Source organism: Arthrobacter sp. (genome assembly GCF_048266065.1).
GTDB lineage: Bacteria > Actinomycetota > Actinomycetes > Actinomycetales > Micrococcaceae > Arthrobacter_H.
Map to the genome: position 1 here is coordinate 1 of NZ_JBLXAH010000011.1, position 22140 is coordinate 22140.

Here is a 22140-nt window from a genome sequence, read left to right on the forward strand (position 1 = left end):
ACCGACAACTCCGTGGCCCCCTGCTCCAGCAGTGCCTGGATCAACACCATCGGATTGCCCGACAACCCAAAACCGCCCACGGCGATCGAGGACCCATCCCCGATATCAGCCACGGCTTCCGCCGCCGAGGCAACACCCTTATCCATTGCCAATTCAATGACCTCCCTTGCCCAGAGAATTTTGTATCGGCCCCAACCATCCAGGACTGTGACCGGCGTTACCTTCCAACCTATCGCCATCGAGCGCTCAGCCCGAACATTGACTGACGCGTTGAGCGCGGTGCTACCGGCTGCTCCATCCACCGTCGACGGTGTACGAGGCCCCAGTGACCATTCCGGCGTCGGGCGATGCCAACCAGGCGGCCAATGAGGCTACCTCCTCCGGCTCAACAAGGCGCTTGACGGCGGACTCGGTGAGCATGATCTTGGCGACAACCTCATCCTCGGGTATGCCATGCATCTTGGCTTGGTCCGATATCTGCTTTTCGACCAAAGGAGTCCTGACATAGGCCGGCTCGATGCAATTGCTTGTAACCCCATGTTCTCCCCCCTCCAAGGCCGTGACCTTGGAAAGACCCTCGAGCCCGTGTTTGGCTGCCACGTAGGCACTTTTGAAGGCGGAGGCGCGCAAGCCGTGGATGCTCGAAAGATTGATGATCCGACCAAATCCGCGTTCATACATACCTGGCAGTACCGCACGAATGAGCAGGAACGGCGCTTCGAGCATGAGCCGGTGGATCATCCGCCAGTCGTCGGGGACGAATTCGTGGACTGGGTTGATGCGCTGGATGCCCGCATTATTGACGAGGATGTCGGCATCCAGGCTGAGTGACTCCAATGTGGCCGTATCTGAGAGATCGATTTGCCACGCCTTCCCACCCACCTCGGATGCGACCTTCTCGGCAGCCTCGCCGTTGAGATCTGCGACGGTCACGGTTGCCCCGCGTTCGGCGAAGGTTCGGACGCAGGCGGCACCAATGCCGCTCGCTCCCCCGGTGACAATCGCGTGGCGTCCTTGCAAGTTTCCGCGCATGTGTCTTCTCCTGTTCTGGCCATCATGGCAATGTCAGGGCAGTACCGATAGCCGCCTGGACGGGGCATCCATCGGACATGGCCCCTCAACGGATCATTGCATGCTGGACGCATCTGCGTCAGCAGCTGGGTTCCGTATGGCCGCAGAGGCAGAAGCCAACGCAGGAAGAATGCAGGAATGCGCTCCGGTCATTCCGCCAGTTCGTGGCGTGCATTTGCCCGCCAGCGGATACCGGCATCGACAAAATCGTCGATTTCGCCATCGAAAACGGCGCCGGTATTTCCCACTTCGTGTTCGGTCCGAAGGTCCTTGACCATCTGATAGGGGTTGAGGACGTATGAGCGCATCTGGTCCCCCCACGAGGCCTTTACGTCTCCTGCGAGGGCCTTCTTAGCCGCATTTTCCTCTTCTTGCCGCACAAGAAGCAGTCGCGACTGAAGGACCCGAAGCGCCGCAGCACGGTTTTGAATCTGCGATTTCTCGTTCTGCATCGACACCACGATCCCGGTGGGGATATGGGTCATTCGCACCGCGGAGTCCGTCGTGTTCACGGACTGCCCGCCGGGGCCCGAGGACCGGAAGACGTCCACCTTGATTTCGTTGTCCGGAATCTCAATGGAGTCGGTTTGTTCAATCAGCGGGATGACTTCGACGGCGGCAAAGGATGTCTGTCGCCGCCCCTGGTTATCGAAGGGGCTGATCCGTACCAGGCGGTGGGTTCCGGCCTCCACCGACAACGTGCCGAAGGCATACGGTGCATTGACCTCGAAAGTCGCCGATTTGATCCCGGCTTCCTCGGCGTAGGAGGTGTCCATGACGGCTGTCGGGTAACCGTGCCGTTCTGCCCACCGGAGATACATACGCAGGAGCATGTCGGCGAAATCGGCCGCGTCAACGCCTCCGGCACCTGCCCGGATGGTCACTACGGCGGCCCGTTCGTCGTATTCGCCCGCCAGCAACGTGACCACTTCTAGTTCGCTGAGTGCCTTTCGGAGTGATTTGAGCTCCTTTTCGGCCTCGGCCAAGGTATCCGCATCGTCTTCCTCGCCAGCGAGCTGGACCAGGACTTCCAGATCGTCAATCCGTGCATCCAGCCGTTCGATGCGCTCCAGTTCGCTCTGCCGGTGAGAGAGCTTCGAGGTGATCTTCTGTGCTGCCGACGGATCGTCCCAGAGGTCCGGTACACCCGCCTTTTCTGATAAATCGACGATGTCCGCTTTGATTCCGTCGACGTCCGTGACGGCTTCGATGGAAGCGAATGTGTTGCGCAGGTCGCGGATTTCCGCGGAGAAGTCAGAAGAGGCCATGATCCACCAAGCCTACGTCATCTTGTGAGTCCCGTTCTGGCGCTGGATTCCACGCTAATGGGAATCCCCTGCGGCACGAACCAGCCGATGATCGGAGGATGTACCACCGCGCTCAGCCTCACGACGGCCGTTGTTCCGTCGCTACTGGCTCCGGCGCGTGTGACGGAGAATCCATCGAACCGGCTGGCAGCGCCAACGTCGTCGACGTATTTCGACGCTGCCGCGCCGACTCCTGCATCACTGAGCCGGATGCTGATCTGGTCTGTCGAACCGGCGTTTTCCACTTCGAAGCTATCGGCTGCAGCGGTGACGGCGCTGTCTGCAACGCTGAGGAGCTTGCGCGCTTGGGTATTGACCAGAGTGGCCGCCAATGTCGCACTGACCGCCAACAGGACTATGACCACGTAGCCGATGATCAGGATCATGGATTGTCCATCCTCGGCAGCGGCGTCCATGCGGGCTGCTGCTGGCTGAATAGGTCGGCTGTCCATCCGGGCATGGTGACTCCGTTGTATTGGGGGACTGCGGCGTTGCATCTCAGCCAAATCGATCCACCCTGACCGTCGAGGACGACGACGCCTGGCCAAAATCCAAGTCGACGCCCGCAGGCAAGAACGGCAGCGGAACCCTGATGACGACCGTGACGGAGACCGTAGAACCGGGCTCCAGGCAGGCCGAAGAACAGTGGTATTCCATGGTGGCCGAGTTCTCATCAACGTCGAGGTTGCCCACGGCGATATCCACAGCGTTGCGCGCGCGGGCGGCGCCTTCGTCTTCACGGTCTGCGGCCGCGAAAGTCCGTGCTGCATGATCCGCTGCACCCACCGCGGCAAATGAAGCCGCCTGCAATTGGGAGGCGCTGATGATCAGATAGGTGACGGGCACGAGCAACAGGACGCCAAGAAAGATGAATTCGATGATCGACGACCCTGCTTCACCGGCATGCGCGTCCGACCACATACGGTGAATCCATCGTGGGAGTTGCCTAGCTGCCATAGCTTGCCGCCTCTCCGCTGACGCTCAGATGTCCGGTGACGGCAAAGTATCCCAACAGTGGGAAGGGCGTGCTGACCGTCACCCGCACTCCCGGCTGGCCCCCGATGGTGATCGATTGGTAGTCGACGTCCGCTTTCAGCCCCGTGCCCAGCGAACCACCAATCAGATCCCGGGTCCGCTGCGCGCCCTCTGCCGGGGATCTGTCCGCCAAGGTCCCGAATCGTGCGCCCGAGGCAGCAGCGTCCATCAATGTGTTGCGCACATGCAGTACCAGGGCCAATTGCAAGACCGAGATGAAGAGCATCGTCAACAGTGCCGATACCATCACGAATTCGGCAACTGCTGACCCGTCCTCCCCGTGGTGGACGCGGACGGGGTAGGGCACGAGGCGTTGGGGTTCCTGCCCGTTCTTCTGCATGCGTGTCGCGCTGCCAGTGGCGTTCTCAGTCGAGACCTGAGACCCGGTTAATGGCCTGGTTGAACAAGTCGCTCAGTCGAGGACCGGCAATTGCCAGCAGTGCTGCAACCAATACCGCCGACATCAATATGAATAGGTCCTGATGTCACCCGCGCGTGGCCACCGGACGACCACAGACTCAAGCATGCCGCATTTTGAGTTCCCGCGACGCCGTATCCGGGCGGTCCTCCCTCGGCTGGCTCGCCGTTGTTCCGGGGTTTTTGCGGCGGCTGCTGTCGCTGTCTGTCCACCCTCAGCCGAAAGAACTACCACCAGAACTACCACCACTGCCCCGCGCGCCCATATGCTTGCCCGCATGAAGCCCGGGGATCGCGTCGAGTCCACCCGGCCACCCCACCAGCACGGCACGGTCATCCTGGGCGTCAACCTCTTCCCCGGCATGATCCGAGTCCAATGGGACGACGGCACCCGCACCTTCGAGGGCCCCGAATTCCTCCAGCCACTCCGCCGGGCATGACGAAGGCGCCCCACCGCCTCCGTATGGAGAGGTGGGGCGCTATGGAAGGCTGCTGTTCCGAGTCGGTACGGAGGCCGGTACCTATGAGGATTCCAATGCCTCCGACTCCTCGGCTTTCGAGCTGAGTTGCTTGTTGATGGGATCTCGTTTTCCGTTATAAAAGAGCCCTATCAGTATGACGAACTCAGTCGTCATGATTCCAGCGGCGACGACACCATGCCCGACAAAAAGGTTGCCCAACGACCCAACTATTCCCACACCGGCGAGACATCCAGCCCAAATTTGGCCGCGCTTTGCCAAACCTATACGCTCACGATCCATGGCGTGTTCGTGATCCATCTGCCGAAGAAGCTGTGCCTCCTCGACATTGGATGGCTCGAAACCCACTTCAGTATTTCCGAACCGATTTCATGATCCGAGCCACCTTGGCCTCGGCATCCTTACGAATCTCTTCGTTTGTCCGCTGGCGCTGGTTTCCGGCCGCACCCGTAATCGTCGAAGCTCCGGCGAGCAGGGCGCGCATCTTTTCGCGCTTATTCAAACCTTTCCTCCTCTTTCGTGCAGTAGTGCTTGAGGATACGCGCGTCGACAGCACCAGCCCTGTCACAGACGTCGCCAAGTCCAACCGGCCGATTTCGACGCGCAAGGCATGCAGGCCCACTTCCTTTGCAGACTCCGCCGAGTAGCTAATTATCGAACTATCGGAGCTGGGCGTAGACCTGAAACTTGCAGCGGATACAGCAGTTCTGGAGCGAGTTGGTGTTCTCAGATATCCTGCCGCAACATTACTCACGCTGTCGCCTCTTCCTCGCTAGATGGCGCCAAATTCTCGGTGAAGTTCTTGGCGAATTGCTTGTCCCCCGCCAGGCCCACGTTCTGAAAGCGGCACTGGTAGAAGAAGCAGTCCTTAAACTCGACTGCCCCAACGACAAATTTCCTGCCGTCGGTAATAGGCCACAAGAGGGCTTCCGGCGGCGCGTCGAACGTACATCCATCGAGCGCCCCCTTTCCGCTTAGCACGGCGACCGCGGGGCCAAGTATCAGACAATCGCGGAACACCTTGCCCGAAATCGAACTAGACGTGACGGTGAGGTCCGCTACTCGGACAACTGATCCTTGGAAGTCGGCCTTATCATTCGACATATCTACATCATGCCGCATCCCTGCGGCATATGCGCAATAGGCAGTCGGGCAATGCGCTGCCTCACCCAAGCAGGGGAGGCAGCGCATTTTCGCCGGCTACTCCCGTCGGGATCTAGGTTCGTCCTCGGGTGGGAGGTTCACGTGGTCTGCTGCAGCGTACTGCGGCAGACCGTTGGCTACGGGTTTCTGGTCGACGTCGCCGGAGATGCTGTTCTCGTTCCAGTACGTGGGTGCCTTTGCGGAGCCGAGGAGGATCCGGGTGAGCCAGTCGGGCAGACGCGGTTCGAGCCACCGCCAGAGGGCGTACCAGGCGCCGATGAGGACCGCGCTGATGACCGGGATCGCGAGATCCCCATACGCGATCAGGTCGGCCCGCAACGGTTCGAGGACCGGCACGACCGCCAGCACCCAGCCGATGAAGCTCCCCCACAGCGCGGGCACGAGCGTCCGAAGTATTGATGTGAGCATGGTGGTCTCCTAGAGTCCGCGGTTGGCTGGCAGGTTGAGGTAGGCGATTTCGGCCCTGATGGTGGCGCTGCCACGGCTGCCGTCGGCCTTGCCGTAGTAGATGTGCGCCGGCTTCCCGCCGGGGCCGGCCGTGTCGTAAAGCTTCTTCTGCAAGGCCTCCACGAGCATGGGGCCAAACACGGGCGTCTTGCCGTGGTCGGCTTCGATAAGACCGGTGTAGTAGCCCTTGCCCGTGCGCGGGTCGCGGAGTTTGGAAAGCCACCGTTGGACGTTGGTGGTGAGGTTCTTGTCCTTGTAGCCGATGGCGGCCATGAGCTCGTGCCACGCCTTGTCGGACGCGGCGGTGTGCTTCGACGTGACCGGGAGCGGCTCGGCCGGCCACCCCTTCCCGGAAGGCTTCGGCTTCGGATTGGAAGGTGTCGCGGGCTTCACATTGCCGGGTTTCTCGTCCAGGTATTTCCCCTTGGCGACGTAGGCGCGGAATGCGCCCATGTCGAAGGTGGGGTCGATCTTGCGGCCCTTGGGGACGGCGATTTCCTTGTGCCCTAGGACAGCCGACACAGGGAGCTTGAACTCTGCGACCAGTGCGGCGCAGAGCTTCACGTAGGAGTCGTACTGGGCCGGCCCCCACTTCTCACCCTTGCCGTCATTCTCGGCTTCGATGCCGATGGCATGGGTGTTCCCGTGATTCGGGTTGCCAACGGCTCCTGCATGCCAACAGAGACCAGCGGCGACGACGTAGATGGTGCCGTCGCGGCCCAGCACAAAATGTGCCAGCGGTCCGGGCAGCGCGCCCTTGTTCGATTCCACGTATCCGAGCGCGGGGGCGTTGCCGGTCTGGGCGCTGGCAGTGTGGTGGCAGATAACGGTCTTGATGGCACCCATCTGGCCGTGGCCACGGGTCTTCCACCCCGGGCGTTCGACCACAGGATAGCCAGTGGTCTTCGCGACTCGTGCGAGTCCAGTGAAATAGGTCATGACGGCCCTCCTAGGGCATGAAAAAGCCGCCCGTGGGCGGCTGGTGGTCAGGGTCAGATCGGGCGGGGCGGGGGTGGAGGATCGGCACGGGACCAGATCATCCCCTCGAGGATCGCGATGTGCCCACCGTCGCGCTCCCGTGCCTTGCGCAGGGAAATGATCTCGGCTTCCAGCTCCGTGATCCGCTTGTCCTGGCGCTCGATGGTGTTCTGGATCCGGGTGGTGAACTCGGACCAGTTCGCCGACTCCTTGCCAGCGGCCTCGACCTCGTTGCCGGCCATGCCGACCTGCGCGGATTTGCGGGACGCGTAGATGGTCGCAACAGCCGAACCAACACCCAGCCCCCCGAGGGCGGTGATGATCAGCTGGATTGCATCCACTCCCGCTCCTTCCACGCATTCACCAGGCGGTGCAGGGACGCAAGCCGGGCGATGATCGCGCACGAGAGCGCGGTCATCAGCAACGCCTGCGGGCCACGGGTGATCGTCCCCGGGACCAGGGCCAGCAGGGTGGCCGCGTAGATCAACACCCCACCGGCCATGATCGGCAGCACCGCGTACTCGACCCGGTATCGGCGCCACACCGTGGCCACGCACGCGATCAGGGCAGCCAGCAGGAAGATGCCCCACGTCGTGGTCAACAGGGTCCCCGCCGCCCCCTCGATGGTCCGGGGCGGGGCAAACAACACCCACACCCCGGACGTTCCGATCAGCAGGTACCCAATCCCGCGAACAATGGACTCCGTCAGCGACGGCGGGCCGTTGGTGGTCATGGTGTCCTCCTAGACCTTGATGCTTCCGGTGTTCGAATCCGAGACGGTGAGCCCGTCCAGGAAGTTGTTCAGCACGTACCGTGGCCGGACCGCAGCCGCGTTGACCGACAACGCGATCAGCGCCTGCGTGGCGGCCCCGGACTTCGTCACCGTGTTCAGGTATAGGTACGGGTCCACCGCCCCGGAACCGATGGCCATGGCCGAGCGCCCGTTCGGGTTCGTCGTCGCCGCACCAATGACGTGGTTGTTCCCCGCCACGCACCCGGTCGAGAGTCCGATCACGACGCCGATGTTGCTGGATCCCTCGGAGGTGTTGCCGAGGACCTGGACGTTCTTCAGGTCGGCGGCGGTCCCCTCGGAGATGACGCAGATCCCGAAATCGGACTGGTTGTCCTTCACGTGGTTGCCTTGGACGAGGCCGGATGTGCAGACGATCCCGGCCGGCGTGGACACGCTGATGCCCCGGGTCACCGTGTTCCGCACCGTGTTCCCGACGACCTTGAACCCGGACCACCCGTAGGGGTTGATGCCGCGGGACTGGGCGCCGTCGACCACGTTGTACAGGACCTGGATGTTCTCGAACGGGATACCGAGCGTGGACACCGAGTGTGATCCGATGAACCGGCCGCACGTCGGCCACACCTCGGCAGTCTCCGGATCCGTCCAGGGCCCGACCCGGCAGTTGCGGACGGTCACGTTCTTGGTGATCGTCCCGTCCAGCGGCCGCATCGACGCGGCCCCGCTGATGCAGGAGTCGATCTGGATGGCTTCCTTGTGGGTCTCGGAGATGTTGAACCCGAGCATCCACACGTCTTCGATCGTGACCCCGTCGCACCCAGGCAGGTCGAACACGTGGTCACGGTTGCGGATGCACGTCATCCCCCGGAACTTGATGTTCCTTGCGTGGGCGAACGTGAACGTGTTCCCGCCCGGTATCTTCGAGTTGTTGTCCCAGGTGCCGCCCTCGATGACGATGTCACCGTTGCCCGTATAGCCGGGGAAGTCGTCCTCCACGCCATCGAACGAGGTCTCACGGTAGTTCCTGACCATGTGCATCGCTGCCTGGTCGCGGATGACCTTGGCACCCCAGGCCATCACGTGGTTGCCCTTCTTGAAACGCAACCGCTTCTTCAACCGGAACGTGTACCCGACCGGCAACACGACGACCCCGGTGTTGTCATCCAGTGCCGCCTGGATGGCCCAGGCATCGTCCGAATACCCGTCACCCTTCGCCCCGTACTGCATGACGTTGACATATCCGGTCCCCACGCCGCCGCCACCGCCGCCCCCGTACAGGGCGTTGAGCAGGGAACGGGTCGCCGAATCCGTGTCGGCAATGACATCCCGGGTCATCTGATCCCAGATCGGGCCGATGATCCCATTCACCAGGGACGTGGTCTCGGCACGGGTCGCCGTCCCCGGGGTCGCCATGTTCGTGCCCACCGCCTCGTCGGTGGCCACCCCGTTCGTCCCCGGCAGGCCGGGCGCACCGCGCTGGCCCTCCAGGAACGGCTGGTAGCTGGACACCGGTCCGGAGACGAACCAGACACCCGGAGCCGTGGACGTCGACGGGATGTCCACGGTGAAGCCCTCCACGAAACCGTGGATGTTCGAGAACGGGGTGTACGTGGTCCCGTCCTTCATCCGGTGCGCCTGCACCAGGGTGGACGTCAACGTCGCGTCGGCCGCGGCGAGGACCACCTCGCCGGCCGCGCCCTTCGCAACCAGCGGGACCCCCTGGCCCCCGGCGTCTGCCTGGTAGGCCATGAACCCTGGAACCGTGCGCCTGCTCATATGGTGCCTCCTTGGACACAAAAAAGCCCCTGCATGCAGGGGCAAGAGAGTTGTGGTCGGCTCAGGCGATCTGCCACGAGGCATCCAGCCGGATCGCGTTCCCCGTGTTCAGGTAGACGCCCGGGGCAGCATGCGTGATGGCCGCGACCCCACCGGAGTCAATACGGCCCCCGTACCCAGAAGTGCCCGGGCGGGTCCATGTCACGTCGTAGGTCGCCCAGATCGGCTGCCACCCTGATTCGATCGTGAAGATCGACGTGTCGACCATGTTCCCCGTCCCCGCATCCGCTGTGACCATGGGCCCCGTGTAGACGAGGTCCACGCGGGCGGTGACCGTGGTTCCCTGCCTGCTGATCGCATACGAGGTCAGGGTGGCCACCGACGATGCCGTGATGCCCACCCCGGTGGTCAGGACGCCCGTCTTCCCGTCGACCCAGGCCCCGCCGACGAAGACGTCGAACACGGCGCCCCTGGTCGACTGGTCCATCCGCAGCGCTATCGTCCCATCGGGGATGACACCATCCGGCGCCGAAGCCGAGAGGGAGTCGCGCTCCGACTTCGAGAACACCGGAATCACCCGGTTCCCCAGCAGGGCGGTGCGTCGCCAGTCCGGAACCAGGTTCCACATGTCGTCGTCGGACGGGACCCGTTCGCCGTTCCAGAGAGTCTGTGCCATGGTTTATCTACCCTTCCCAGGTGATTCGTACTTGGCCCGATCGGGCGTCGCCGTTCTTGCCGGAGATCCCGGCAAATCCTGCATATGAGCCACCGGCCATGCCGATGCCACGGCCCGCGATCAGCTGCGCCCCCCACGAGACGGGGAGTTCCTTCCACCCGCCCTTGAACCCCTTGGGGATGGCCACGTCGAACGAGGATCCGCGGGAGACATCTGACCCGCCGCGCTTGGCCGAGAAGTGGAGGAAGAGATTGAGCGTGACGGAGGAGTTGTAGGACCCGGCACGGAGCCGCTTGGGCACCCAGATCTCCACCTTCACCGGGCTCCTGCCCTTCAGCTTGGAGGGCTTGTTGTGGTAGAACCACGCGCCGCGGTTCGCCCCGGTCGAACCGTAGGAACCCTGATAGAGATCCCGGCCCATATAGGAGTTCCACGACCCGGTCCCCGTCGACCATGTCGCCGATTCCGCAGCCGTGAACGTGTCCTGGCCCTTGCCGCTGCCGGTTGGCGGCGGCGGGACATCGGGCTTCTGCTTCGGAGGCTTCGGAGCAGGCGGCGCCGGAACCTTCGCGGACTTGCCCAGCACCCACGCGTTGTCGTCCTGCCACAGGAGGCGGACCTTGTCCGAGACCTGCGGGGTGTAGGAGGCCGGGAACGCGGCATCCACGTTCCCGGACGCGGTGCTCACGGTGATCGTGTCGGAACCGATCGGCGCAGCCGTCACGGTGCCGGTGATCGGCTTCACCACCAGCTGGTCCGGCGGCCCGTTCACCCCGATCACCACGGCCAAGGACGGGGCATCGGGCCGGTCGAGCATCAACACCCACACCGGGTCGTACTCCTGGGCGTCAATGTGGGTCAGCCAGAACGCCGGGACCGAGACGCCGCCAACGGTCACCGCGCCCGGGGCACTGGTTGCGTAGCCGTTGACCAGCCGCACCCGGTGCTTGGCCGGGTCCACGAGATCCTCCAACCTCAGGCTGGCGGGCGTGTCCTGCTCGGGCATCATGTCTGGGTCCCCCTGATGTACCGGGCCACCGCGAGAACATCGGAGGTGGCACACTCCATGGACAACCGCATCTCACCGAAGCCTGCAGCACCGCCGGAAATCTCGACTTCCACGCACCGGCCAACCAGCGGGTAGGTTTCGCCGCCGATAACCGGCTGCGCCACCACCCCCCAATCCCCGATCTCGTACAGCGGGTTCGCCGCACAGTAGACATTCAGGATGGTCGTGGCCGACTCCACCTGGTCACGCAGGTACTGCTCCGCCTCGAGCTTCATGGCGTAGTAGCTGGTCGCCGACGACGTCATCTCCGTGGGCTTCTGCCCAAACGGGCCACCCCAACGCAGGGGCCCGTCCACCGTCGTGGCGTAGGCGCGGATCTCCTCCCCGCCCTCCGTCTGGCCGGAAGCCGTGACCGCGTTGAACAGGGCGTCCTGCGACTGCTCACGCCCCACGGTGATCATCGCCCCGCCGGGGCCGGCATCAATCGTCCAATGCGGCGTGCCCGGACGCTCCGGGTCGAACACCTGCAACAGGCCGACCCCGTTGATCCGGTAGTCCCCGACCATCCGGGCCAGGTCCGCGATCGTGTTGATCCGTTCCTGGGCGTAGACCATGTTCTTGGGGACCGGCTTGTCCTGCACGCCGACGAACTCGACACCGACCAGCCCGGCACACAGCCGCTCGATCTCCCCGAACACCGTCCCGCCCGATTGGGGCGGGGCCTCCGGTGACATGAACTTCGCGTTCGCGAGCAGCTGCGACAAGTCGGCACCGTCCAGGGGAACCGTGGCCCCGCCGTTGACCCAGCGCACCGACTGCCCGTTGCCGTACCGGGTCAACCGCCACAATTCGTTGGGCTGGTTCCGGGTGATCAGCCACTCCCCCAGGGGGACGGTTTCACCGGCGCATTCGAAGACCGCCTGGATGCGCGATCCGCCCACGGAGAGCGGTTCGTCGTACCCCCATGGGGCCAGCAGGCCCTCCGAATCCTGGACAGTGAACGACGCCGACCCCTGGACCGTCTGCTGGTCACCCAGCCGCCAGTTCATCGACCACGCCGACACGTCCAGCCTGTCCCGGACCACGGCGCCGTCATACAGTGCCGCGCAGGACAGCACGGCGCCGGAGCTGGAGCCGTCGAACGCGGCCAGCATGGCCTCGGGTACATCACGCACAGCGGCTCCTTAGAGGTTCGAGAAGATCAGGGGGTTCTTCTGCCAGTCCAGATATGTTGTGGCACTGGCTGCGGCTTGGACTTCCCCGTACGTGTACCCGCCGAGCAGCTCCTGCACCTGCCCGTAGGTGATGAACCCGGACTGGGCCGCCTGCAGGACCGCCTGCACGAGGTTCCCGGCCAACGCCCAGTGGGTGAGGTCCTGGCCTAGGCGGACGGTGCGCTGGTCTTCGGTGACGTCTCCGGCGATGTAGGCCAGAGGTGGGAGGAGGCGGTGGCGTGGCAGGGGCCGCAGCAGCAACACGGGGGCTTCCAAGACCATGGTCCGGAACGATGTCTCGGTGGGTTCGTCGTCGGACCACATGGTCACGGACACGTCGGACGCCGCGGACCGCAGCCCTGAACTGAACCTTGGGTAGCGGGAGCCCATGACGTTGGCGCTGGTGCCGTTGTTCGCGTAGGTGGCCGTGCTGATCGCCTTGGAGTCGAGCAGCAGCATGCCGTCGATGATCCTGGTGGAGTGCACAGGTAGTGCCCCGTCTGGGTGGAGGGGGTCCTGGATCCAGGCGACGTCCGATTCGATGGTGATGCTGGCCGTCGATTGGACCTGCCCGTCGACGAGGACCGTGTATGTGACCTCACGGTTCAAGGGGACGGCCCAGTCGTGGGCGATTCCGAGTCCCGAGACCCGCCAGGACCTGTGCCCTTGGACCGGCCCGGACTCCCCGGAGCTCGACCACCGCAACTCCAGGGTGCTGCCATCCGGGACGTTGTAGACAGTAAGCCGGGTACGCGGGGCACCCTCGCTGAACTCCCCCCACTCCTCCACATACTCAACCCGCTCAGCAACACTCACCGAAGCATTCGGCACCCCCTCCCACCGATACTCCCAACCATCAGCACCAGGGGTGTCCCCATTGAATGACTCCGCCGCCGTTACGGTCTCTGTCAGAGTGATGCCATCCAGCATTTCAAGGACAGAGCCGGCAACTGGCTTGGCTGCCGATGCGCTGTAGTAGATCGAGAAGCGAATGTCCTTCGCGTCCGGTTTGGCGACGAAATTCTCGATCACCACATCACGCTGCTCCCCGGCCGCAAGAGTGAATGACGCAGAAGCGGCGGTATCACCTGTAGTAACCCCAGCAATCCAAGTCAGAATCGAGATTGGAACCGGAGAAGACCCATTGTTTCTTAGCGGAATGCGCCAACTGTAGGGTTTCCCCGGCTCCACAGAGACGCGAAATCCTGTATTGGTGTAGACCAACGAATAGGCTCCAGTCGGGGGCGGGCCGGTCGTGATGACAAGCCCGGATGCTGATTGTTCCGTGATTGAACCAGCGGTTGTAGAGGCCATGGCCGCTCTGTCGCTAGACAGTGCAGACCCGCGCCACAGGTTCCGTCGCGTCTCCAACACCCGCCGCAACACACGCCGCGTCCGCCCCAAAGACTCCACCTCAAGAAAAAACGGAGTCTCCTCACCCAAACCAACAGCCACGAAAACCACCTCTCATCAGGATGATGGGGCCGAACCCGAAGCCCGACCCCACCACCACTTACTTACGCCGACCCAACGACGCCCTCGCCACACCAGAAATCTCCTGACGCGCCACACCCCGGACCTTCCCCAAGAACTCCCCCGAATCCAGGAACAAATCCCCACGGAACTCCGCCGGGCCTCCCCCGCGACCGGCGAGCGCGTGTTGGGCGAGGTTCTCCAGCGTCCCGAGTTGGGGTTGGTTGAAGATCCATTCGTTTCCGCCGGTCTTGTTCAGGACGGTTGAGAGTCCTGGTGGGAGGGCGCCGCCTTGGTCGCGTAGGAGTGTGGCGTAGTTGTACGGTTGCCGGTTGCGCCATAGTTCCGCGTGGAGGTGGGGCCCGGTGGAGTTGCCGGTGTTGCCGGATCGGGCGATGGTCTGCCCGGCCTTGACCCGGTCGCCGGGTTTGGCCACCCACCCGGAGAGGTGTCCGTAGTAGGAGTTCATCCGGTTGCCATGGGTCATCAACAAGCCCTTGCCCGTGCGCCCGGCGACCGCGTTCCAGCCGATCTTGGACACGATGCCGTCGAACATGGCCTTCACCGCAGTACCAATTGGCACAGCGAAGTCGATGCCCGCGTGGGGGTACCGGCCACGGGAGGATCCGAAGCCGGACGTGATGCGCCCGCCGGGGCGGTAGAACCGTCCCAGGGGCCCGTCGTATCCGCCGACGAACCCACCGCCGCCTGCCCCGGCTTGGGCGGCTGCTGCGGCGTCATCCTTCCTGGTCGCCCAGCCGGTCATGTCGTCGACCAGCTTGAACCCGGCACCGCGGATGAGTTCGTTCATCCCGGCCCCGGGCAGGGCTGCCGACATTCCGGTCTTGATGGGCTGGACGAGGGATTTCACGGCGGAACCGATCATTCCCACGGCCCAGTCCTTGACCTTCCCGACCGTGGACTTCATGCCTCCCCACACGTCGCCCCAGAACCCTCCGATGCCCTTCTCGGCCTGCTGCCCCTGGTCGATTGCGGCCATGGGCATCTGGCGTTGGCCGTCGAGCATCCGACGGGTCTCCCCCGCCGTGTACACGTAGCCGGGGCCGGTATTGATGAGCTCGGGGCCTTCCTCGCCCACGAGCTTCCAGCCCCGGCCCATCTGGCCGCCCTTCGCGAACGCCGGGATCTCCGCGGCGTCTGGCAGACGCCACGGCAGTTTCAGCTTCCCGGCGATCCCGTTGAACATTGCCTTTAGGCCCTTGTTGTAGACGGTCCCGACCACGAAGTTCACCGGCTTGCGGGCGATGTTCGCGACCCGCTTCCAGATGGCCTCGATTGCGTCCCGTCCCTTTCGGAATCCGTTCGGGATGGCTTCCGTCACGAGCTTCACCAAGGCGTTGAACACGGGCTTGATGCCGCGCTCATAGACGGATGCGATGACGGTCTTGATGCCGTTCCAGATCGTGGTGACCTTGTCGGAGATGGCCTTCCACCCGGCATCCCACAGCAGCCTGATCGCCAGCATCTTAGACAGGATCCAGCTGCGGACCCATTCGATGGCAGCGGATACCCGAGTCTTGATGTTGGTCCACGCCGTGGTGACGAAGCCGACGATGTTCGCCCATGCTTCCCTGGTGAATTTGGAGATCTTGTCCCAGTTCGCAATGACCAGGGCAGCGAGGCCGATGACAGCGGCTATGACCCAACCAACCGGGCCCATGGCCAGGATCCAGGCAGCAGCCATGCGGGCGCCCTGGATCAGGGACTGCACGCCCATGAGGACCCACGCGCCCACGATCCGGAGGGACTGCAGCGCGAACACGGCACCGGACTTGATCGCCTCGAGCTTCGCCGCCACGAAGGTCGCGATGATCTTGCCCCGGGCGATCAGGGCCTGGACCCCCATGCGGATGAACGCCGGCAGGAGCAGGGCCGTAATGACACCCGCGATGATCGCGATCGGCTGCTGGTTGTCGATCAGGAACTGGCCGAACTGCGCCACCGCCGGGATCACGGTCAGCTTGAAGTAGTCGAAGGTCTGCCGTGCCACATAGCCCAGGCGCTCCATGAACCCGGCGAACCCCGAAGACGTGACCTCTCCGTCGTTGTAGACCCACGCCGCGGTGAAGGCCTTGATGCCCCCCGAGAGCAGGTCAAACGTCTGGTGCGCGATATAGCCGAGACGCTCCATGAACCCAGGGATGCCGGAGGAGGTGATCTCGCCGTCGTTGTACTCCCACGCGGCGCCGAAGGCCGTCACGGACTGGTTCACGACATCCATGGCTGTCCCGAGGGCACCAAAGACCTTCGTGCCCAGAGGTTCCAGCCAGACCAGGACCTTGTTCTTGAAGAGCTGCCACTGCTCGGCAAAGTCCATCGTCTCCTCGCCGGCGCCGAGGATCGTGTCACTCGTCTGGCCGGCGGCCTTGGACATGTCGTCGAGGTTCAGCGTCCCGGACTTCAGGGCCCCGATGAACTGGGTGGCCCCGCGGGTGCCGAAAACCTTGGAAGCAAGATTCAGCGCCCCCGCCTCGTCGCCCTTCTCCAGGAAGCCGGAGATCTCGCCCTGCACCCGCTTAAAGGCCTCGGCAGGCTTCTCCCCGTCCTTCGCCATCGTGACCAGCCCCTTGGACAGGGACGCCATGATCTGGGAACTGTTCAGGCCCGCCTTGTCGAAGGAACCGACCATGGCCGTGGTCTCCTCGAAGGAGAACCCGAGGGTCTGCATCGCCGGGGCATTCCGGGCGCTGGCATCGGCCAGCTCGTTCATGCCCATGCCCGTGGCCTGCGACACCTGGTACAGATGGTCCAGTGCCCCGGAGACGTCCTCCCCCTCGATCTTGAAGGCGTTGAACGCGGCCGACGTCTTGTTGACGTCAACTTCCTCACCGAGGATCCGGCCCGCCTCCAGGTACTGGGAGGAGACTTTCTGCAGGGTCTCCCCCGACAGGCCCATCCGGGTGTTCACGTCGGCGACCGTGGACCCGATGTCCTCGAAGGAAGCGGGCACGGTGGACCCGACCCGCTTTGCAACGTCGACCAGCCCGTCAAGATCCTTCCCCGTCGCCCCCGTTCCGACCCGGATGGTGTCAGCGACGTCGTCGAAGATCTCGCCCACGTTGTACAGGGCCTTCCCCACGGCGAGCGCACCGGCTCCGACGACGGCTGTTCCCGCTACGACTGCGAGGCCGAACCGCTTGCCGACGGATTTGCCTGATTTGTCGGCTTCGGCGCCTGCTCCCTTGACCAGGGCGGGGCCGAATCCCCGCATGGATGGGAGTACCGGGAGCCATACGGTGTCTTCGGCCTGTGCCACGGGTCCCCCTTCGGGTGCTTATTCGGTTATGCGGGCTTGCCAGCGTTCCTGGGCTGCCTCGACCTCTGAGAGCAGGTCGGTGTAGTTCCGGTCTGCGCGGGCCTTCTGGGCGCGGCTGATGGCCGTTGAGGGCCGCTTGGCAGGGCGTTGGCGGCCGGGTTTGCCGCCTGCTGCTGCGATGACTGTCGCCTGGAGGGCTGAGAGCATGTCCGCGAGGGTGTCGAGGCGCTCCACGACGGGCGTGTACTCAGAGATCCGGGGCCCGTTGTCGGGGAGGTCCTTCACGGATTCGAGCATCGTGTCCGCGAGCTCGTCGTCGTTGACGCGTGCCTCCACCGTTTGGGACCACGCCGGAAGCCGCTCGATGAGGTTGAGCAGCTTCCGGGGTGAGTACCGGCGGCGGAAGAAGTCGAGGAGGTCCAGACCGTATTCGCTGTGCAGGTCCGCCTCGATCGCGTCCCCGTACCGATCGACGAGTGCGATCAGGTACGGGAGTCGGCTTCCCCCTGGACGCGGTAACCCGCTTTCAGGAGCGCGCGGACCTTGCGGGGATCCTTCTCGGTGATCTTTCCTCCTCCCTGGCCGACGAGGGTGATCTCCTCGGCGAGGTCGAAGAAGATCATCATGTCCGTGACCAGGTTCTCGAAGGCCTTCATCCCGGCCTTCGCGAGGAGGGGCTCGACGCTCGGCCACTGCTCGCCGCAGAGGGTGATGAGCATGGCTTCCATGTCGTTGTGCCGGTAAGCGCGGGCCCACTGGATCAGGGACGCGCCCGTGGGGGCCTGGATGATGATGGTCTCGTCAGCGGACACCGGGAGCTGGAAGGGCTCGGCCTTCGCTTCCTCGGCGTACTGGTCCCATGTCTTAAACTGCTGCTGGTTGCTCATGGTGGTAGGGCCTTCCTGGTCGGGCTACTTGTTGGACTTGGGGGTATCGGCCTTGGCGGCCGGCTTGCCGTCGGCGGGCTTCCACCCGCGGGCGCGGAGGTTGGTCGCCTCGACTGCGTCAGCCGGCGTCCACTTGCGCGTGCCGTCCGTGAGTTCCTGCTGTGCTTTCGCCATTGCTCTCTCCTGCTTCGGTTGGTAGGTGCCTGGATGAAGCGGTGGCCCCGGCAGGCCCTACCAAGGAACCGGGGCCACCAGTCGGGAAAGCCTGCCGTCATCCGCCGGCCGGGGCCGGGAAGCCCATGGCCGCGTGGTCCAGACCCGGGCCGCCCCAAAACTCGCGGAAGCTCGTCCCGACGGGCTCGTCGGTGTAAGCGGTGAACGTCGCCGGGTAGCGGATCTCGTCACCCTCGGACCACGCCTGCTCGCCGTTCTCCGTGATGGAGGCACGCGGCAGCCAGCGGGCCATGTAGATCGCGTCCGGGCCGTCGCCGTCCTTGCCGATGGCCAGGACGCGGTACTTCTTCTGGACCGGGCGCGAGGCCTTGTCGAAGAAGAAGTTCCCGTCGGTGTCCGTGGTCACCGCGGAGAGGTCCAGCCCGTGGTAGAGCTCCATGGCCTGCCGCTTGGACTCCTGCATGGTGAACGCGAGGCCGCTGACGTCCTTGAGGATGTCAACACGCCCCGGCTCGGCGTAGCCGTGGGAGTCGACCTCGGCGGTGTCCTGGTCGCGGGACCAGGTCGCGCCGTCGTCCTTCGTGGTCCGGCCGACGCCGACATACCCTGCGGGGACGACCAGGCCCTCGGTGGCGCTCCAGATCTTCGTGATCTCGGTGTCGGATTCCTCGTAGGGCTTGACGAAGATCGCCATTTCGAGGGCCTTGCGGATGTTGGCCGGGTTGTGGGCCTTCACCTCGTTGAACGTTTGAACTGCCATGATGGCCACCCTTTCTAGGTGTCGAATTGCTGCCTGAACTCGATGCGGTACGAAGCCACGAATCGGTTCGTAGCCGGGTTGCGGTAGTCCACCCAGGCGGGGGAAACCGATGTGCGGGCCCTGTCGACCAGGACCACGCCGATACGACGGCCGTTGAGCCGGTGGAACCACTGCCGGGTTTCCTCGGCGAGCGCCTCCGCTGTCCCGTAATCGGTGGAGAAGCACTCCACGTCGATGAGCGGGGCGTCAGTGACCATGTCGTCCGTGCCGGGGCCGCGGGCCATCCTGACGAACCCGGCCAGCTGCTCGACGTCCGCGGGGACCTTGGTGCCTGTCTGGACGCCAGTGTCGGTGCGGTGGGCTGCGATGAGTGCTTTGATGATGCTGGGCCAGCTCATCCGCCGGCCGCCGCCCTGCCGAGGATCCGCCGGCGGCCGGTGCGGGATGATCCCCACTCCTGCTCGGCGTTGTCGGCCACGACGTTGACGAACGGTCGGCCCTTGGGCCGGACGCCGGCCACGGTGGTGACCTGCATGTCGACCTCCTCGCTGGCCGCAATGCCCTCGGCCCGGGCCTTGACCCGGTTCGCGACGACTTGCAGATGTGCCAGGACGCCCGGCTGTGTCATGGCCGAGGCGATGAATGCGGGGGTGATCTCGACTTCGCCCATCAGCCGCCCACTTTCTCGATCGCCGCCTTCTGGAAGCCGTCGACGATGAACCCGCCCGGTTGGCGGCCGGGTTCGCCGACGACCTGGTGCTCGTCGCCTTCGACGACGACCGCGTCCGCGCCTTTCAGCGGGGCGCTGAGCGGCAGGTAGACCCAGTAGCCGTAGATCTGCTGGTCCTTCGCGGACGTGTCCTCTGTGGAGCCGCGGGGCTCGTACCAGCAGGGCCACGTCTCGTCCCGTGGTGGGCCGATGACGGGGTTGCCGTAGTCGTCGAACTCACCGGGGATCGGCTTGCCCCGAAACCGGAGGACGCACGTCTCGGTCATGAGGTTCATCAGGCCTCCCCGGAAAGCGTGTACTTCGCCAGGACGACCGACCCGACGGTGTCGTACCCGGCTTCGAGGGACACCGAGCGGCTGCCCAGCGACTCCTGCCGGACCCGGCCAGCGGATCCGGAGGACGCGCGCTCGGCAATCACGGCGAGCAGCTCCGGCGGGCATGTCTCGTAGCCGTGCCGGAACTCGATCTCCACCACGTGGGGGAAGCCGCCCCGGCGTTCGATGACGCCGTTCTGGTACCACTCCCACCCGGTGACAGGTTGGCCGCCGGCAGCGATGCCTAGGACCTCGACCAGCCTCATGGTGGGGAGAAGAACGAACCAGGCGCCCGCGGTGCGGATCTTCACCGTCTCGGTGATGACCGGGGCGATGTGCCACTCGCATTCGGTACGCACGGACTCTGCCGCGCTTTGGATGACCGGGTCGGGGAACGGGGCACCCTTGAATCCGACCAGGTCACCAGCTGTGATCAGCTGCTCCATGAGCGCCCCTCCCTCCTACTTGTCCGCCGGGGGCGGGGCCTGCTTGTTCGCCGGCACCGGGCCACCCTTGGCCCCGGCCGCGGCTTCCGCTGCGGCCTTCTCCTTGGCCGCGGCCTCCGCTGCTTCGGCAGCCTTCTTCGCAGCGGCGTCCTCGGCTGCCTTCTTCTTGGCTGCCGCTTGGCTGGCCTTGCGGCCAGATGCCTTGGCGGACTCCGCGTCGACGTCCTTGCCCAGTAGGCCGCGCAGCTTGGCGTCCGCGTCGCTGTACTGGATCGTCGTCACGTAGCCGCTGGTGGTGCGGACCTCGTAATCCTTCAGATCAGACATTTCAGACCCTCCTCAAAGGGGTTGGACGACTGGCGGCGCAGCCCTCGGGCGAACGCCGCCAGCCGGTTCAGGGTGGGTCAGGCCGCGACGGCCGTCTTCACGAAGGCGGACGGGCGGGTGACACCGAACGCGATGCGCTCCTCGGCGAGGATCGCGACCATGTTGCGGATGAAGAAGTCCGCGTGCGAGTCCGTGATGCTGACCGAGGTCTGCTCGCGGTCCCACAGGACGGCCTTCGAGAAGTCGCCGACCAGGGCCTGCCCGGCGGCGATGCCCTCCGTCTCCAGCACCGGGACGCCCCAGAGGGTGCGCGGGCCGAGGGCGAACGGGCCGGCGCCCAGGAACTTGCCGGTGGAGCCGTTTTCCCGGGCGAGGTCGATGGTCTCGACGTCAACCGGGTTCAGCGCGACCGCGTTCGGGACCACCCGGCCGACTGTGCGGGCCTTCGTGAGGGCCTTGCGGGTCGAACGGAAGATGTCCGTGTCGAACGCCTGGGTTTGGACACCCGAGGTCGAGAGAATGCCGGTCAGGTTCTCGCCCGACCCGTCACCGGTGAGAATCTGGTTCTCCTCCGCCTCCGCGATGTCCGAACGGAGCTCGTCGTTGATGAGCCCCTCCAGCTGGGCGGCGTCGGCCAGGGCCCGCTTGGTGGCAGGCACCCACTCGGCGATCGTCTTGACGTTGGTGGTCTTGCGCTCGAACGCCCACGACCCCTCGGGCTTGTATCCGCCACCGGTCGGAAGGACCAATGCCCCGCCACCTTCAGGCGCCGTCGGCGCGGCGCTGGACGTCGCCTCGGCCACCGGGGCCGCCGCGTTGGTGTGGGACACCTGACGGACGTACTCGATGGCATCGGCACCGGTGCGACGGACGCTGATCACGTCGCGGATCGTCAGCGGCCGACGGCCCAGCATCTCGATGATGCCTGACTGCTCCGGGGTGACGAACGCGCCGGCCGAAGCCTGGTCGCCACCGACGAACAGGCCCTTGACCCGGATCGGCGCGGTGGAGAACTTCGCCCGCTCCGGCACACGGCCGTCGGTGAACGGGGACATGGCGTCCTTGAACTGCTGGGAGTTCACGACCTCCAGACCGAGATTCTTCACCCGGCGCAGCGACTTCTCCGCGCCCTTCTGCGCCTCGACGTCGTCCGCGGCGCTCCCGCCGATCTCATCGGCGAGCGCCTTGGCCTGGTCGAGGATGTCGGCGTCGGCCTTGGCGGTCTTGATCTGCTCGAGCAGGTCGCGGCTCTTGACCATGTCGCGGTCGTAGTCGGCCTTCTCGGCGTCGGTGAGGGAGCGGCCCTCGGCGTCGGCCTTCTCCGCGATCTCGCGTGCGGACTTGACAGCCGCCCGAGCTGCTTCCTGCAGCTGCTTCAGCTTGCTCATGTTCTTCCCTTTCTGGGGATGAGTAAGGCCCCCGGTGTTT

General features: G+C 64.7%; 29 protein-coding genes. 1 reads left to right on the forward strand and 28 read right to left on the reverse strand.

Translation table 11 applies throughout. From position 1 onward, the window contains the following. From ACN0TP_RS15715 to ACN0TP_RS15740, 6 genes are all read right to left on the reverse strand, one after another. A partial coding sequence (locus ACN0TP_RS15715) for a CoA-transferase (RefSeq protein WP_417220466.1) occupies positions 1 to 302 on the reverse strand: 302 nt, incomplete at its 3' end. Continuing rightward, complete coding sequence (locus ACN0TP_RS15720; protein ID WP_417220467.1) at positions 283 to 1032, reverse strand: 3-hydroxybutyrate dehydrogenase; 750 nt, start codon at positions 1030 to 1032, stop codon at positions 283 to 285. The genes ACN0TP_RS15720 and ACN0TP_RS15715, both read right to left, overlap by 20 nt. Before the next feature lie 188 nt (positions 1033 to 1220). Next, positions 1221 to 2339: a peptide chain release factor 2 gene (gene prfB / locus ACN0TP_RS15725; RefSeq protein WP_417220468.1), complete on the reverse strand. Its 1119-nt coding sequence runs from the start codon at positions 2337 to 2339 to the stop codon at positions 1221 to 1223. A gap of 17 nt (positions 2340 to 2356) precedes the next feature. Beyond that, positions 2357 to 2764: a hypothetical protein gene (locus ACN0TP_RS15730; protein ID WP_417220470.1), complete on the reverse strand. Its 408-nt coding sequence runs from the start codon at positions 2762 to 2764 to the stop codon at positions 2357 to 2359. A gap of 112 nt (positions 2765 to 2876) precedes the next feature. Further along, entirely contained in the window at positions 2877 to 3299 is a 423-nt protein-coding gene (locus tag ACN0TP_RS15735) for a hypothetical protein (RefSeq protein ID WP_417220472.1), read from the reverse strand. Positions 3300 to 3324: 25 nt separating this feature from the next. Next, the gene (locus ACN0TP_RS15740) at positions 3325 to 3753 is read right to left on the reverse strand and encodes a TadE family protein (RefSeq protein ID WP_417220473.1); all 429 of its coding nucleotides are present in this window, start codon (positions 3751 to 3753) and stop codon (positions 3325 to 3327) included. Between the two features lie 355 nt (positions 3754 to 4108). On the opposite strand from ACN0TP_RS15740, the gene ACN0TP_RS15745 reads away from it, so the two are divergent. Next, entirely contained in the window at positions 4109 to 4270 is a 162-nt protein-coding gene (locus ACN0TP_RS15745; protein ID WP_417220475.1) for a hypothetical protein, read from the forward strand. Positions 4271 to 4658: 388 nt separating this feature from the next. Here the strand turns inward: ACN0TP_RS15745 and ACN0TP_RS15750 are convergent, their stop codons facing one another. From ACN0TP_RS15750 to ACN0TP_RS15855, 22 genes are all read right to left on the reverse strand, one after another. Then, entirely contained in the window at positions 4659 to 4931 is a 273-nt protein-coding gene (locus ACN0TP_RS15750; protein ID WP_417220476.1) for a hypothetical protein, read from the reverse strand. A gap of 128 nt (positions 4932 to 5059) precedes the next feature. Next, entirely contained in the window at positions 5060 to 5413 is a 354-nt protein-coding gene (locus ACN0TP_RS15755) for a hypothetical protein (RefSeq protein WP_417220477.1), read from the reverse strand. Positions 5414 to 5509: 96 nt separating this feature from the next. After that, positions 5510 to 5881 (reverse strand): hypothetical protein, encoded by a 372-nt coding sequence (locus ACN0TP_RS15760; RefSeq protein ID WP_417220479.1) that lies wholly within the window; start codon positions 5879 to 5881, stop codon positions 5510 to 5512. Positions 5882 to 5890: 9 nt separating this feature from the next. After that, positions 5891 to 6859, reverse strand: a complete 969-nt coding sequence (locus ACN0TP_RS15765) for an N-acetylmuramoyl-L-alanine amidase (protein WP_417220480.1) — start codon at positions 6857 to 6859, stop codon at positions 5891 to 5893. 53 nt (positions 6860 to 6912) lie between these two features. Continuing rightward, positions 6913 to 7239 carry a hypothetical protein gene (locus tag ACN0TP_RS15770; protein ID WP_417220482.1) on the reverse strand — a complete coding sequence of 109 codons (327 nt, stop codon included), beginning with the start codon at positions 7237 to 7239 and terminating at the stop codon, positions 6913 to 6915. Then, positions 7221 to 7631, reverse strand: coding sequence for a hypothetical protein (locus ACN0TP_RS15775; RefSeq protein WP_417220484.1), 411 nt, complete (start codon positions 7629 to 7631; stop codon positions 7221 to 7223). Before ACN0TP_RS15775 ends, ACN0TP_RS15770 begins: the two co-directional genes overlap by 19 nt. A gap of 9 nt (positions 7632 to 7640) precedes the next feature. Further along, a complete protein-coding gene (locus tag ACN0TP_RS15780) occupies positions 7641 to 9425 on the reverse strand; it encodes a glycosyl hydrolase family 28-related protein (RefSeq protein ID WP_417220486.1) in 1785 nt (594 codons plus the stop codon). A gap of 61 nt (positions 9426 to 9486) precedes the next feature. Next, complete coding sequence (locus tag ACN0TP_RS15785) at positions 9487 to 10101, reverse strand: hypothetical protein (protein WP_417220488.1); 615 nt, start codon at positions 10099 to 10101, stop codon at positions 9487 to 9489. 7 nt (positions 10102 to 10108) lie between these two features. Further along, entirely contained in the window at positions 10109 to 11110 is a 1002-nt protein-coding gene (locus tag ACN0TP_RS15790) for a hypothetical protein (RefSeq protein ID WP_417220489.1), read from the reverse strand. Further along, positions 11107 to 12285 (reverse strand): hypothetical protein, encoded by a 1179-nt coding sequence (locus ACN0TP_RS15795; RefSeq protein ID WP_417220490.1) that lies wholly within the window; start codon positions 12283 to 12285, stop codon positions 11107 to 11109. The genes ACN0TP_RS15790 and ACN0TP_RS15795 overlap by 4 nt, the downstream gene beginning before the upstream one ends. Before the next feature lie 9 nt (positions 12286 to 12294). After that, positions 12295 to 13140, reverse strand: coding sequence for a hypothetical protein (locus tag ACN0TP_RS15800; RefSeq protein WP_417220492.1), 846 nt, complete (start codon positions 13138 to 13140; stop codon positions 12295 to 12297). Positions 13141 to 13837: 697 nt separating this feature from the next. Beyond that, complete coding sequence (locus tag ACN0TP_RS15805) at positions 13838 to 17074, reverse strand: phage tail tape measure protein (protein WP_417220493.1); 3237 nt, start codon at positions 17072 to 17074, stop codon at positions 13838 to 13840. Between the two features lie 18 nt (positions 17075 to 17092). Beyond that, entirely contained in the window at positions 17093 to 17410 is a 318-nt protein-coding gene (locus tag ACN0TP_RS15810; protein ID WP_417220494.1) for a hypothetical protein, read from the reverse strand. Positions 17411 to 17556: 146 nt separating this feature from the next. Next, on the reverse strand, positions 17557 to 17961 hold the full coding sequence (locus ACN0TP_RS15815; protein ID WP_417220497.1) for a hypothetical protein: 405 nt from the start codon (positions 17959 to 17961) through the stop codon (positions 17557 to 17559). Positions 17962 to 17985: 24 nt separating this feature from the next. Continuing rightward, positions 17986 to 18135 (reverse strand): hypothetical protein, encoded by a 150-nt coding sequence (locus ACN0TP_RS15820; RefSeq protein ID WP_417220499.1) that lies wholly within the window; start codon positions 18133 to 18135, stop codon positions 17986 to 17988. Between the two features lie 97 nt (positions 18136 to 18232). Beyond that, the gene (locus ACN0TP_RS15825) at positions 18233 to 18895 is read right to left on the reverse strand and encodes a hypothetical protein (protein ID WP_417220500.1); all 663 of its coding nucleotides are present in this window, start codon (positions 18893 to 18895) and stop codon (positions 18233 to 18235) included. A 14-nt stretch (positions 18896 to 18909) separates the two neighbouring features. Continuing rightward, entirely contained in the window at positions 18910 to 19293 is a 384-nt protein-coding gene (locus ACN0TP_RS15830; protein ID WP_417220503.1) for a hypothetical protein, read from the reverse strand. Next, on the reverse strand, positions 19290 to 19565 hold the full coding sequence (locus ACN0TP_RS15835) for a hypothetical protein (RefSeq protein ID WP_417220505.1): 276 nt from the start codon (positions 19563 to 19565) through the stop codon (positions 19290 to 19292). Before ACN0TP_RS15835 ends, ACN0TP_RS15830 begins: the two co-directional genes overlap by 4 nt. Continuing rightward, entirely contained in the window at positions 19565 to 19900 is a 336-nt protein-coding gene (locus tag ACN0TP_RS15840) for a hypothetical protein (RefSeq protein WP_417220508.1), read from the reverse strand. Before ACN0TP_RS15840 ends, ACN0TP_RS15835 begins: the two co-directional genes overlap by 1 nt. Next, positions 19900 to 20385 carry a hypothetical protein gene (locus tag ACN0TP_RS15845; protein ID WP_417220510.1) on the reverse strand — a complete coding sequence of 162 codons (486 nt, stop codon included), beginning with the start codon at positions 20383 to 20385 and terminating at the stop codon, positions 19900 to 19902. Before ACN0TP_RS15845 ends, ACN0TP_RS15840 begins: the two co-directional genes overlap by 1 nt. Before the next feature lie 15 nt (positions 20386 to 20400). Next, positions 20401 to 20712 (reverse strand): hypothetical protein, encoded by a 312-nt coding sequence (locus ACN0TP_RS15850; RefSeq protein ID WP_417220511.1) that lies wholly within the window; start codon positions 20710 to 20712, stop codon positions 20401 to 20403. Positions 20713 to 20789: 77 nt separating this feature from the next. Next, on the reverse strand, positions 20790 to 22100 hold the full coding sequence (locus ACN0TP_RS15855; protein WP_417220512.1) for a phage major capsid protein: 1311 nt from the start codon (positions 22098 to 22100) through the stop codon (positions 20790 to 20792). Positions 22101 to 22140: the final 40 nt, after the last annotated feature.